10 protein-coding genes are annotated in these 13,140 nt (G+C 42.2%); 4 read left to right on the top strand and 6 right to left on the bottom strand.

Annotation, left to right across the window (positions count from 1 at the left end; translation table 11 throughout):
• Positions 1–84: 84 nt before the first annotated feature.
• Together ACYQ28_RS04785 and ACYQ28_RS04780 are read right to left on the bottom strand one after the other, a co-directional pair.
• Positions 85–708 carry a hypothetical protein gene (locus ACYQ28_RS04785; RefSeq protein WP_460048195.1) on the bottom strand — a complete coding sequence of 208 codons (624 nt, stop codon included), beginning with the start codon at positions 706–708 and terminating at the stop codon, positions 85–87.
• A gap of 149 nt (positions 709–857) precedes the next feature.
• Positions 858–2,492 (bottom strand): hypothetical protein, encoded by a 1,635-nt coding sequence (locus ACYQ28_RS04780; RefSeq protein WP_460048196.1) that lies wholly within the window; start codon positions 2,490–2,492, stop codon positions 858–860.
• Positions 2,493–3,565: 1,073 nt separating this feature from the next.
• Between ACYQ28_RS04780 and ACYQ28_RS04775 the strand changes: the two genes are divergently transcribed.
• Positions 3,566–5,113, top strand: coding sequence for a DUF5666 domain-containing protein (locus ACYQ28_RS04775; RefSeq protein WP_460048197.1), 1,548 nt, complete (start codon positions 3,566–3,568; stop codon positions 5,111–5,113).
• Between the two features lie 163 nt (positions 5,114–5,276).
• Here ACYQ28_RS04775 and aspS read toward each other — a convergent pair whose 3' ends face one another.
• Positions 5,277–7,067: an aspartate--tRNA ligase gene (gene aspS / locus ACYQ28_RS04770; protein WP_460048198.1), complete on the bottom strand. Its 1,791-nt coding sequence runs from the start codon at positions 7,065–7,067 to the stop codon at positions 5,277–5,279.
• 84 nt (positions 7,068–7,151) lie between these two features.
• Positions 7,152–7,424 carry an FmdB family zinc ribbon protein gene (locus tag ACYQ28_RS04765; RefSeq protein WP_460048200.1) on the bottom strand — a complete coding sequence of 91 codons (273 nt, stop codon included), beginning with the start codon at positions 7,422–7,424 and terminating at the stop codon, positions 7,152–7,154.
• Positions 7,425–7,841: 417 nt separating this feature from the next.
• On the opposite strand from ACYQ28_RS04765, the gene ACYQ28_RS04760 reads away from it, so the two are divergent.
• Positions 7,842–8,330: a hypothetical protein gene (locus tag ACYQ28_RS04760; protein WP_460048201.1), complete on the top strand. Its 489-nt coding sequence runs from the start codon at positions 7,842–7,844 to the stop codon at positions 8,328–8,330.
• Positions 8,331–9,217: 887 nt separating this feature from the next.
• Positions 9,218–9,622, top strand: coding sequence for an HU family DNA-binding protein (locus ACYQ28_RS04755; RefSeq protein WP_460048203.1), 405 nt, complete (start codon positions 9,218–9,220; stop codon positions 9,620–9,622).
• Between the two features lie 239 nt (positions 9,623–9,861).
• On the opposite strand, the gene ACYQ28_RS04750 is transcribed toward ACYQ28_RS04755, so the two are convergent.
• On the bottom strand, positions 9,862–10,272 hold the full coding sequence (locus ACYQ28_RS04750; RefSeq protein WP_460048204.1) for a hypothetical protein: 411 nt from the start codon (positions 10,270–10,272) through the stop codon (positions 9,862–9,864).
• A gap of 611 nt (positions 10,273–10,883) precedes the next feature.
• Between ACYQ28_RS04750 and ACYQ28_RS04745 the strand changes: the two genes are divergently transcribed.
• Entirely contained in the window at positions 10,884–12,311 is a 1,428-nt protein-coding gene (locus tag ACYQ28_RS04745) for an MFS transporter (protein ID WP_460048205.1), read from the top strand.
• A gap of 128 nt (positions 12,312–12,439) precedes the next feature.
• Here ACYQ28_RS04745 and ACYQ28_RS04740 read toward each other — a convergent pair whose 3' ends face one another.
• Positions 12,440–13,084, bottom strand: a complete 645-nt coding sequence (locus ACYQ28_RS04740) for a histidine phosphatase family protein (protein ID WP_460048206.1) — start codon at positions 13,082–13,084, stop codon at positions 12,440–12,442.
• Between the last annotated feature and the right edge of the window lie 56 nt (positions 13,085–13,140).

Genomic DNA, 13,140 nt, shown 5'->3' with positions numbered 1-13,140 from the left:
TTTCCAGTACTAGGGTTTCCAGTACTAGGGTTTCCAGTACTAGGGTTTCCAGTACTAGGGTTTCCAGTACTAGGGTTTCCAGTACTAGGGTTTAGAGGAATGTAATACTCGGACTCGCTCACCATTGTTATCAACAGTGGTTTTTGCTTGTTGACGCTCAGGCGGATTACCAACCACTACCGGCAATGCGTAGGTTCGGTTTTGTTTGAAACCATCGGTCTCGGTTTCGATAAACACATTCAAATAATACCGACCCTCTAAGGTTGACGATACAGTTACATCCATTTGCACGGGATCGTTACCGGTAACAGCACCAGAAAAATCGCTGCTACTCATACTCATATCTTGATCGGTAGACGTCACCGTCACTGACATAATATCCATGTCATAAGACGGTGTGAACGATAGCGTGATGGTTTCAGATTCGGTCAATTCGGTTTTGCCATCGTAGTTATGATCGAACACAACTGCGGCGCCGGGTTTTAGATAATGATCACCCAAACGTAATCCCGAATGATTTTTAGAGCTGGTCACAAACACTTCAGCGGCGCGAGTATCTTGGGCTTCTTGCTTTACATCAGCGTTATTTATGTCAGTTTGGACACCTGTTTTCACATCACTTACTTGTTTTACACCGCTTGCTTGGCTAGCCAGAGTAGCCACAGAAACAAGCATCAAACCTGCTAATATTGTTAAAAACGGTTTCATTGTTTGTTTTCTCATCAAATATGGCTTTGGCGGTATTGAAGGTACCAAAGCCTAAAATAAGATTCTCGTTAAGGATTAAAATCGCTCAACAAATGTTGTTAGTAAAAACTTGTTAGCTTAGAAATTATGGTTAGTTAAAAATTCGTGCGTCAAAGAGCCGTTGTTACGGTAAGGGTAAAACACGAGTCGGTGTTTAGATCATCGTAGACTTCAAAGACAATATCTCCCGCGGGAAGCGATAAATTCGCGTCTTCTACGTTCAAAACTCCGGATAAAGAACCGTTAATAGCTTGCCCTTGCTGCAAAACAAAGAAATCAGGGTCTGTAGCGGTTGCACCCATGGTACGAGCAACACGAATGTTGTAAAGGTCTTGCGTTAAACCTTCTAATAAGAAGAAGCGGCGATTGCCTAATCGGTTGAAGGAACCAAAGTCATTGATGACACAAAATTCTTGAGACTGCCCTAGGGTAATTAAGTAATAAACCGGTAAGGTGAGCGAATTACCGCCGTCATTGTTTTCACCGGTACCTATGGCATCGTTTACTAAAATATCTTGCCCAGCGGCCAAAATATCGATTGCAAGACTCTGGTTTGCGAACAAAAATTTATATTCATCCAAGAACAAATGAATACTAGTAACTAATGGAGAATTGACGTAATTGTCGCTGGTAAATGTCTGGTAGATTCTGGCCAAACCGCCATCTAAGGTGTCACTATTCTCCGAGATATCAGAATTCGCAAAAGGCAGACCGTCGTAGATGTCGTAAATGATCGATTGCACCGAGCCTTCGTTAAACCAGCCTCGATTCAGATTATTGTTTTCTTCAACATCAATAAAAAAACCGCGCGACTGGGAGACTTGAGAGCTATCAATGTAAATTGGATCATTCAATACGATACCCGAAACGGCGTTACCCCAACCTTCACTCATGGCAACGCGCATATCTAAAAGACTGGTAATGGAATGTGAACCGCCGATTGAGTCCGAGCGTGAAATCACATCTTCAAAATAATGACCCCACTCGTGAGCAATTACGTGGCTATCGTATTCGTCAGTATCGAAATCCTGGGCACCAAGAATATAAATGACGTCTTCAGAGGGACTAAAAAACGACGTTGAAATTCTGCCGGCAGCAAGATCGGCAGCGGTGCCATTTCCAACTGGAGAGTTATTTTCACTCCAACGGACTTCTAAATCGGGGAAATTAATATCGGAATCCACTGCAACAAAAGAGGACACCGCCTCGTAAACAGCATCTAAAATTGCAAAAGGAGCGGCTGCACGTTCATCAACATACCTGCTCGTCGCCATATCCCAGCCAGAAGCAGCAAACAAGTCTTCGATTCGATTCGATTCGCCCGAGTTAAAATTCGGGCCATCCAACACATACAAAGCATTACCGCTGGTGTTATCGGTAACCGCTACATTCCAAGTTGCTGCGCTGTTTGACGGCGACTGCAATTGAGCACGGGCACGAATAAACATAGTAACGTTTGAGCCGACCGACAAAGAATAATCGCCGCTATCATCGGTAAGATCTTGATCCAAAACCGCACCGGTAGAAGAATTTACGGCTTGAACAACAACCCGGCGTGCAGGCGCTGAAAATGAGGCAGCGTAATCCAACCCAAGAGTTACCGGATCATGGGGAACATCTTCAAAAGAAACATTACCTGAAACAACAACCGATGTTGGGCCGGATGAACTACCGCCACCACCGCCACAAGCGCTTAATACAAGACTGGCACAAATGAGAGTTAAGATTTTTTTAGTTTTTAACATAATTAATTTCCACAGAGCACGCCCTACAAATTAGTAGTTGGGAAAAGTCGCAGCATCAGTGACAACCTAACCACGAGGTTATCCAGTGTTAGTAGATATCGCCCAAATTCGAAAAAGTTTTAGGGCGAATATTCTGTTTTATAAAATTGTCATGTATTGAAAAGTGTTTATAAATAGATAAATCTTTATTAGTTATTCAAAATTAACAACGCCCTACTTTGATTAAAAATACTGCGTCGAATTTAGATTTTTATACAAAGTTAATTTAAATAATGAGTAAAGAAGAAAAATCTTTTCAATAAAGACCTGATTTTCTCCGACAACAACATTTACATTAAGATTTAAATTAAGATTTACATTGCTAATCATTAATTTAACCAAAGGAAACTGTGGTTAACCCAAAGTATCCAGCGACACAAAAAAATGTGTCACCAATTTCAAACACGGTAAATAATTGAACTTGTCCAAAATTGGAAATTGCATTTTCAATTTCTGTGCTCTGATTAAATCATGGATGAGTTAATCAGAGCTTCCTATAAGGCTGACTAAAATTCAATCATTAAAACTTTTAAGTGGCCAACACCTTTAAGAAACCATTCTTTAAGGCCAAAGCAAACCGTCGATAGCTAAATTGAACACGACGATGCACTCTTTATGTTCTCTGGTCAGTTTAGTTCAAAGCCGAATGTTTCACTCTCACAAATTAGAAAATTCTTACATTAAAGACTTTAATTAGCTAAACGAAACCCTATTTGCGCCCCTTTTACTTCAAACAGACAAATACCTTATAAAACCTCTGATTAGCTTTCCCATGAATTAGTCTGAAGCATGATTTAATCCGAAGAACGTAATTGAAAATGTGATTCGCAATTTTAAGCACTAACCGGGCTTGAAATTAGCAATCTGCCCTTGCTTCCCAGGAAACTCTGGGTTAACGGATGCTCCCTTAAGACGAAGGGTTAACGCTCGAATGCATCAGCTAAACAGTTGCAAAAACGCGGGGTGTTTAAAAACACAAATTCAACCGGCTCTGTTACACTGAGCTAAATTATACGAATGATACTGACCAGAACATGAATCTTAGTAACTTCTTATCAATGAAAACCTTTAGTCTTCAAAAATCTCTTGCTGTACTGATCACTGCGACAGCCTGCGCGCTTCCGTTGACCGGTTGTGACCTCCAACTTGGCAATTCCGACGATAACGACTCAAGCTCCGGCGGCACTGGCGGCGGCGGTAGTGGCACTGGCGGCGGTTCATCCGGTGGCGACGATGATGGACGCGATGGCGATGATGGCGGTGCAATTATTGGCACCTTAACCGACGCCTCTCGTCTTGAAGTAAATTTTGATACTAACTTGTCTCTCGGCAATATCGATATCTTTATCGACGGTATTCCCGCGGATTCTTCCGAACTTGAAGATGGCATGGTAGTTACCTTAGTCACCGAAGAAGACACCCCCAACAATCTAGCAACTGCTACTGTCATTCAGCTCGACGCCAATCATCTGTTTGTTGGTCCTGTAACCAGCACCAATCCATTCTCGGTCTTTACTCAACCAATCGTGACGACCGCAGATACCGAACTGGAAGCAATTTCTGGAGAAAACGTCGCGAATCTTTCTGTCGGTGATGTGGTGCGTGTGAGCGGGTTTGATAATCGCGTGGGCGGAATTTTAGCAACCCGAGTAGACACACCTCCCGGCGGCTTTGCACTGTGGAAGCTTCGAGGCGTAGTCGAAAACTTGGTCGCCAACGATTCGTTTACCATCGCTGATCAAACCATTGTTCTTAATGGCGTTGTTGCTGATTGTGGCGAAGACGAGCTGGCCGAAGGCGATTATGTAGAAGTTACCGCAACGCCAGACGACAGCTTTGACACGGGCGATGATCTGACCAGTACTTTGACCGTCAGCTGTATCACGGTGGCATTACCGGCGCTTCGTAACAACGACGAAGACGTTGATTTTTTGCCGGCACAAATGGAAGGCATTGTCAGCTCGGTTCGATCAATCACCGAAATCATGGTTGACGATCAAACTGTTGAGATCGACTCAGACGTAGTTTATTTTGGCGGTACCGCAAACGATCTAGTGATTGGTTCAAAGATTGAAGTAGAAGGCACCTACAATATTGATACCCAAGAACTCGCTGCCGAAACCATTATTTATCATGAGCGCCGTATCTTTATCGAAGCGCCGTTAAGATCCCAAGACATTACTGTTAATGAGTCAGTGAACTTCTTTGGTGTTGAAATTCCTATCACAGGCTTAACCGTTGATGATGATTTAATTGTGAGCTCGGGTGTCGCCAATAACCAAGTAAGATTGTTCGGCTTTACTGACGAAGACCAAAACCCCTACGCCATTCAATTAAGTGTTGAGGGAGCCATCGACGACGAAGACGTTACCGTTCAGGGCCCGGTTTCGCGTGTGGGCAGTAGCGAGGTAGAAATTCTGGGTATTTCCGCAGACGGCGGCAACATTCAATCGTTCTTAAGTTCAGTAGAAGAAGAAGATCTGATTCTAATTGAAGGCGCTGAAGTGGACGGTAGTACCAGCATTACTGGCGGTATTATCAGCGAAATTCCAACCATGTTTGAGCTTCGCGAAAATAACTAATTTGCGTGGATACCTCTGATTAACTCTCTCATGACTTAATCAGAGGACAGAAATGGGTAATCCGCGCTCCAACCAGTGTTGCAGCGAAATTAGTGGTTCAGAGGAATTAGTGCTTCAGCGGTATTAATGAACGAAAAAAACCCGGCAACGCCGGGTTTTTTGCTTATTTAGCAGGGTCTTCTTTTTTGGGTTCTTTTTCTTTCAGTTTAAGTTGTATGTTCAACTCTTTTAACTGAGTCTTATCAACCGCCCCAGGTGCATCAGTCATAACACAGGCCGCGGTTTGCGTTTTAGGGAAGGCAATAACGTCGCGAATCGAATCAGCACCGGTCATAAGCATGATTAAGCGATCTAAACCAAATGCCAAACCACCGTGTGGTGGCGCACCGAATTTAAGCGCATCTAGCAAGAAACCAAATTTTTCTCGTTGCTCTTCTGCACCAATACCCAATACGTCAAATACCGCTTGTTGCATGTCAGGACGATGAATACGAACAGAACCACCGCCAAGTTCGGTACCGTTTAACACCATGTCGTAGGCAACCGACAAAGCACCCAACGGATTAGCCTTCAGCTCTTCAGGAGTACATGAAGGTGATGTGAACGGATGGTGCAACGCAGTCACGCTGCCATCGTCGTTCTCTTCAAACATTGGGAAATCAACAACCCACAATGGCGCCCACTCGCAAGTCAGCATATTAAGGTCATGACCAACTTTAATTCGAAGTGCGCCTAATGCTTCGGTAACAATCTTAGCTTTGTCGGCGCCGAAGAAAATAATATCGCCATCTTTAGCACCTAAATGCTCAACAAGCTTGGCGGTGACATCTTCACCAATAAATTTAATGATTGGTGATTGTAAACCTTCGATACCTTGGCTCAAGTCGTTGACTTTAATCCACGCCAAACCTTTTGCACCATAAATACCAACAAACTTGGTGTAGTCATCGATTTGTTTACGTGAAAGCTGCGCGCCACCATCGACTTTAAGAGCAGTAACACGGCAAGCTGGATCGTTAGCAGGGCCTGCAAATACTTTAAAATCAACGTCTTTTAGGTATTCTTTAATATCAACCAGCTGCAATGGAATACGCAAATCTGGCTTATCAGAACCGTATTTTTCCATGGCTTCAGAGAACGGCATTCTTGGGAATTCACCAAACTCAACGCCTTTAATATCTTTAAAGATTTTTCGGATCATGCCTTCGGTAATAGACATAATCTGCTCATCGCTTAAGAACGAGGTCTCAATATCGATTTGCGTAAATTCTGGCTGACGGTCAGCACGAAGATCTTCGTCGCGGAAACACTTGGCAATTTGGTAGTAACGATCATAGCCCGCAACCATCAGCAATTGTTTAAACAACTGTGGCGATTGAGGTAACGCGAAGAATTTACCTTCGTGGGTACGTGACGGCACCAAATAATCACGCGCACCTTCTGGGGTAGCACGGGTTAAGATTGGTGTTTCAATATCTAAGAAACCGTTGTCATCAAGATAATTACGAATAGCGCTGGTTACTTTTGCACGCAAACGCAGGTTGTTTTGCATTTCTTGGCGACGCAAGTCTAAGAAGCGATACTTTAAACGAACCTCTTCGCCGACGTTTGAATATTCGTTAAGTGGGAACGGCGGTGTTTCTGCGGCACTTAAAATTTCTAAACCTGTGCCATAGATTTCAACCTCGCCGGTTGCCATATTTGCATTAACCGTAGATTCAGAACGTGCACGAACTTTACCCGTTACCTTTAAAACAAATTCGCCACGAACCTTATCGGCGATTTCAAAATTTGCGCTATCCGGATCAAAAACGACTTGAACCACGCCTTCGCGATCGCGTAAATCGATGAAAATTACTCCGCCATGATCACGACGACGGTCAACCCAACCACATAGGGTTACTTCTTGATCAATGTATGAAGCGTTTAGAACGCCACAATACTCGGTGCGCATATTAGTTTCCTGTTAAGTGTTTACTGGCGATTCTACAGAATCTATTCATTCGGGTTGTTGTATCGTCAATGGACTCACAACATGTCAAGCGCTCTCTGATTTAGACGCCTTCGTTTCTGTTTTAGCACTCGCCGCTGAGCTCTCACTGCTAGACGACGCTAGGTTCTTTTTATTTCCAGATTTAAAATCAGTCTCATACCAACCACTACCTGAGAGTCGAAAACCCGCGGCTGATATTTTTTTGGTCAACGACAACGCTTTACACGCCGGGCATTCCTTCAACGGATCATCCGACATTTTCTGCAAAGCTTCGAACTCATGATCACAAGATTTACAAACGTATTCATAAATCGGCATTCACTTACTCCTCACCGGTGACTTTGGTCAATAATCAATAACAAATGGTTTACAACGACCCCATGTGGTGGCGTAAACGTTGGTTTTAAAGCCCAGAACGCTTTCAAAACAGAACCGACCGCTGAATTTAAGATGAAACCCCGCCGGTTCAGCAACGTTTTAGCATTACACACGAAAAAGCCCAGCATTATAGCCCATGAAAACCTAAACCGGGTAAATATTCGCTCCAACAATGTGTGGGTGCAGCTCAGGTAAGAATCGTCATCAAAAAATCTTCAAACCTGTAAATCTCAACGTTCATGTGCCGCAAAAGCTTCATTTTTGTTTGTTAGTCTCAAATAAAAGTACCTACGCTTCGATTTACTCGAAGACGCTAGACGTACCGCACCTTTCAACAATTGTGCAGCAGGTTCAGCGATGTTATTTGCCTCTCCAGACTACTGGGATGATTACTCGGCGAGCGAATTGATTGAGCGAGTAACTCACTCCTATCAACTGTGTTTACAAAGCTTGCATCAGTCACAGCTCAATAATCCAGAATACCCATCGATCCGAAACCTAGTCAGTGCTTTTCGCGATATTAAAAATCACGTTCTATTCTGTGGTTTTCAGCACATATCGCCCTTACTGCAAGGTATCGATGACATTATTGATGAGCTTGAAAATCAAAGCATTCAACTAACACCGAATCTCGCCGACCTGATTAACCTGAGCATTCAGCTTGTGGTCTTACGGTTAAAAATGAAAATTACTGCACCGCAAAATAATGCCTATGATCTTCAATTAGCAAATATCTGTGAGCATTTAACAAAAGTAATCACCGCTAAGGAGCATCAATTAGACGAACGTATTAAGGATGCCGTTAAACTGCTGTTAAAAACGCAATTTTTACCCGCATCTGTGTAACAATGATTCGCAGCCACTTTACGAACAACCCGCCCGAGTAGGGTAAAACTCTACAAAATAAGATTTATTTAACATTTTAGAGATGATTAGAAGCTGAGCTACGTTCTAAGCGCTCATTAATGATTATCCAACCTTCCCCTATGGGAACCACCTCATATCCCCACAACATATCCCCACAACTCAACAGTTAACGTTGCCCATTTGGAATTATTGAAGAATCTGGAAGTCAATTACCGTGAAGTCGAAATTAATTAGTTGAGACGGAAGTATGCGCAGCCCAACTGTAACGAAATTACTCACACAGCAAGAAAATGAGCAAGCCCGTCACTGCGTACAACATTTTTTGTTGCCATATCCTTGTTTTTCCGGTTAAAACTTCTCGAAAACCTATGTAGCTAGACATCAAACAACCAGAGATGAACTTTTGTAAACGCTAGAAATGCAGTACTTTGCGCAGTAGCAGCCCACGAACAGGATTGCGGCGGTGTAAAAATCCTAGCCATAACACAGCAAAGTATTGCCTGCTTAATGAGAAATGTGCGTTAAGTACTGCTGAGTTGCGATCTTTCGCAAGCCTTTATCGAATTCAACTCCTGAAAAACCGCTAAATTTTAGTCATTTTGGGTAAATATTTTTAATCAGGTCATGTCTGAGTAAATTCATCAACAAGAGTTGATGCAAACCACTATTTTTTTCAATAAAATAATTGCCGCACTCATTTTTATACTATATATAATGAGATATGAGCGCACTCGTGCGTCTCTGTGCATAGCTAAACGCAGCTTAAACCAGTATTCAAAAATACTCTCTATTTTCCGCCTTAACATTAACCGAGTTCGAATCGATCTCGTGTGGTGTTACTTATAATTAACAACAAGGAACCCTCTATGGCCGTTCGCAAGACACCTGCAAAAACAACCGCGCCTGCTGCTCCTGCCGCCGCTTCTGCTACCGCCGCGCAAGCAAAACGTGTAAAACCCATTGCTGAGCGTTACACCAAAACTCAAATCTTGACTCAGATTTCTGAAACCACTGAAATTCCAAAGAAACAAGTGCAAGCAGTTCTTGACGAATTGTCAGACATTATGGCTGGTCACTTGAAAAAGCGTGGCGGTTGTGGTGACTTCGTACTTCCAGGTCTTTTGAAAATCTCTACCGTAAAAAAACCAGCGAAAAAAGCTCGCAAAGGTGTTAACCCTTTCACGGGTGAAGAGACTACTTTCAAAGCAAAACCAGCCAGCATTCAGGTTAAAATCCGTCCATTGAAAAAATTAAAAGAGATGGCCGAATAAGCATCACGCGAACCGAATAGAAACCGTTCAATTTTTTTAACGGGTTCCAAACAAAAAAGCAGTGCTGAAATTCCCGCACTGCTTTTTTGTGCTTGTTTTTATAATCAGAAACCACGCTCGTTTCGATTTTAATAGTGAATCAGGTTTAGAGCTTCACAGACGTTACTAATACAACAGATAACCTTCTACCAAAGTAGCAATACGCCTTTCCAATTGACAAAAAGCCTATAAAAGTAGCATTAGCCTTCTGCAATGAGTTTTTTTAACGCAATCAACAAACTCTCATACTCGTCTTCACTCGTCTCTTTAAGTTCTATAACGGCTTTAATAATATCTTCGGTTCTATTTTTACGAACCTGATCTTTAATTTCATTAACCCCATTATGGAGTTTAAGTAGTTTCTCATAGGCCTCTTTAGCGTCTGAATTTAATGTCGAGGCATCTACTGTAGCCAATAAAAACTTAATAATTTGACTAAGCTGCGTACCATAGCTAAATCGCTGAAACACAGATTCCTCAATTTGTGCATCACCAGATTCAGACTTAATGTAGTCATTAAACCAGTTTGTTTTCGGTTCGATGTGCTGTGCAACCGAACCACTCCACGGAAAATGAGATTGCGGCGACCATATCCAAAGCCAAGGCACCATAGCTAAACCCTCCTAATAGTTCTTAACCAATAGTTCTTAACCAACAGTTCTTAAGATAACCACCGGAAATACACAATAGCGAACACGTATGAATAAATATGGGCGAGTTTTGAACGATTGTAAATTTCGAATTTTGATCATCCGCAACCATCAATGAATTAACGACAAAAGAAACTCACGCATAAATTACGCGGAATAAACATTGGTATTTGATCGACGTCTGCTAATAACTATTAGAGCCTCCGATTATCTCATCCATGATTTAATCAAGAAGCAGAAATTGACAACGTGGTCTCCAATTTCTTCACAATTTCAATCACTTACTGTTGCAGAAGTCAGCGACGCGTAATTGAGTCGCGAAAAACTCTGGATAATTCGAAAATGTTTCAACGGTGAGGTGGTTTCTTCGGCTCGACACCTCTAGCGGCAGCGTTCGTTAAATCCATAGCCTTTACAAATTTACCGCTGCAAAAAACTAGTTTGAATCTGGAAAGAAAAACATTATAGATAGCTATTAGAAGCCATAAGCTATTAGTGACAACAAATCGCTCACAGACGTAAAGAAGCGTCTTTGTTATACTGGCGACTGTATTTTTTGCGTTGGATTTATCGTGGTCAATATTCAAGCCGAACAAACCCAAGAATATTATCTTAATAACCGCCGCGCTCAACTCTTCGTGGTTTGTGTCATAAGTTTCGGCGCATTTATGGGCCCTATCACCCTAGCAACCGTAAATGTAGCATTGCCCACCATTGCCCACGCATTAAATGCCAAAGCGTCTCTAATCGGCTGGATTCCAACAATATTCTTGCTCGGCAGTATTTCGCTGATGCTGCCATTCAGCAAACTGGCCGACAACATTGGCCGGAAGAAAATTTACGTATCCGGAATGATCGTAAATACGTTGGGCACTATCGCAGCGACATTCGCTCAAGACATCTATTGGTTAATTGCGTGTCGATTTATACAAGGTATTGCCAGTGCCATGATTTTTGGTTGCTCCATGGCCATTCTCACCTCGGTATTTCCACCCAAACAACGCGGCTTACCCTTAGGCATAAATGCTTTTGCGTTATACGCAGGTTTAGCAACAGCACCCTTGCTGGGTGGTTGGGCAACGGAGTATCTGGGCTGGAGAAGTGTGTTTTGGGTACAGATTCCAGCGCTACTGATATTAATTATTGCGGCGTTACAGATTCGCGGCGAATGGAAAAATCCTAAACCCGGAAAATTCGATTGGAAAGGCACGGTAATATTTGGGTTTTGGACGCTAGGCCTAGTTGTTGGATTGTCGGGTTTACCCGATCCTGCACACATTGTTATTTTCATTGCCGGTATCGCAGCGCTAATTTGGTTTGCAACCCATGAAAGTAAGACAGAAAACCCCTTGGTTAGACTGTCTCTATTCAGTGAACATAAAAGCTTTACCATTGCCTTGATAGCGACCTTATTTATGTACGCTGCCGCCTACCCGGTTTCTATAATTACCAGCATGTATTTGCAATACATAAAAGACATGCCTCCGAGCCAAGCTGGTAACATTATGCTTTTACAGGCAATTGCTATGGCACCTTTAGCACCCATTGCCGGGAAGCTTTCCGATAAATTAAACGCCGGAGTTATTGCGGCAATTGGCTGTGCTATCGCTTGTCTTTCGTTCTTTGTATATTCCAGCGTGGGAGAGTTGACCCCGGTAGTCATTGTCAGCGTCGCAATGCTTGGCTTAGGTGTCGGCTACGGTTTATTCACCACACCCAACAACAACATTGCCATGCATTCAATTCCGCAAAAAGAGCTTGGGGCAGCAGCAGCATTATTAAATCTTGCCAGAACTACCGGCAATACCATTGGCATGGGTGTAGTAACCTTATTTATTACCTATTTTATTGGCTCCCAACCCATCACCGATAAACATCATCCAGAACTGTTGCTGACCGTCAATCTATCGATGAAAATGGCAGCGGTGTATTGCTTGATTACATTTTGCTTAATTTTGATTATTAAAATAAAGCAAAGACATCAACAACAAAAATTCTAAGTTTTTAACTCGAAATATCAGCAAAAAAACTATTTTTTATAAAATTAACCATAAAAAGCTTTAAAATTACGTAACGCATTAAAGGCTTTTATTAAAAAATACGTTTACAAAAACAGATATCAAATTTTTTAGCGCTCTAAAGCATCAATACGATTAAAGCCAGAAAACAACACCCGATCACCATTAGGCTGATGCGCGACCTTCAAACGAATTAAACCTGCGTAGGGAATTTCGAATACTCGAAATTGTGTAAACGATAAATTCAGTAACCAAAGCAACAAAATTCTCATAACCGCACCATGTTTAACCACTAATATATGCTGTCCTTTGTGCTCTTCAACTAACTGCAACCAAGCAAATTTGAGGCGATTTTGCACATCAACAATATGCTCACTGTTTGGCGGATAAAAATTTTCTGGATCGTGATAAAAACTTTCAACAAACTCAGGGTTTTGCAAATAGATGTCTTTAGTTAACTGACCTTCCCAATCGCCAAAACTCATTTCTCTAAAATCTTTTTGAATGTCCAACGGTAAATTCCACTGGTTAGATTTTAATTCGGCAAACTCTCGGCAACGGCGCAAAGGTGAGCTGACGATTTTATGCCAGGTCGGTTTACCATCGAATAGCAACGGTTCCAATGAGTTCGACATCTGTTGCCAACCCAATGACGTAAGCGCAACATCCGTCGAACCCCGATAAATCTCACCACCTTCACATTGGCCATGACGCAAGATATCAATAACAGTGACATCATTCGTGTGCAACGGCATAATCCTCTCCAAAAATTTCATAACCTATTGATTATTAAAACTATTTAATCAATTAC

Source organism: Sessilibacter sp. MAH1 (assembly GCF_054658315.1).
Note: the sequence above shows the minus strand (reverse complement) of the source record. Positions and strands in the feature narration are given on the sequence as shown.

Bases quoted from the DNA above. Each gene is read 5' to 3' on its own strand.
- ACYQ28_RS04785 (WP_460048195.1), bottom strand. From the start codon at position 708: ATGAAACCGTTTTTAACAATATTAGCAGGTTTGATGCTTGTTTCTGTG.
- ACYQ28_RS04780 (WP_460048196.1), bottom strand. From the start codon at position 2,492: ATGTTAAAAACTAAAAAAATCTTAACTCTCATTTGTGCCAGTCTTGTA.
- ACYQ28_RS04775 (WP_460048197.1), top strand. From the start codon at position 3,566: ATGAATCTTAGTAACTTCTTATCAATGAAAACCTTTAGTCTTCAAAAA.
- aspS (WP_460048198.1), bottom strand. From the start codon at position 7,067: ATGCGCACCGAGTATTGTGGCGTTCTAAACGCTTCATACATTGATCAA.
- ACYQ28_RS04765 (WP_460048200.1), bottom strand. From the start codon at position 7,424: ATGCCGATTTATGAATACGTTTGTAAATCTTGTGATCATGAGTTCGAA.
- ACYQ28_RS04760 (WP_460048201.1), top strand. From the start codon at position 7,842: ATGTTATTTGCCTCTCCAGACTACTGGGATGATTACTCGGCGAGCGAA.
- ACYQ28_RS04755 (WP_460048203.1), top strand. From the start codon at position 9,218: ATGGCCGTTCGCAAGACACCTGCAAAAACAACCGCGCCTGCTGCTCCT.
- ACYQ28_RS04750 (WP_460048204.1), bottom strand. From the start codon at position 10,272: ATGGTGCCTTGGCTTTGGATATGGTCGCCGCAATCTCATTTTCCGTGG.
- ACYQ28_RS04740 (WP_460048206.1), bottom strand. From the start codon at position 13,084: ATGCCGTTGCACACGAATGATGTCACTGTTATTGATATCTTGCGTCAT.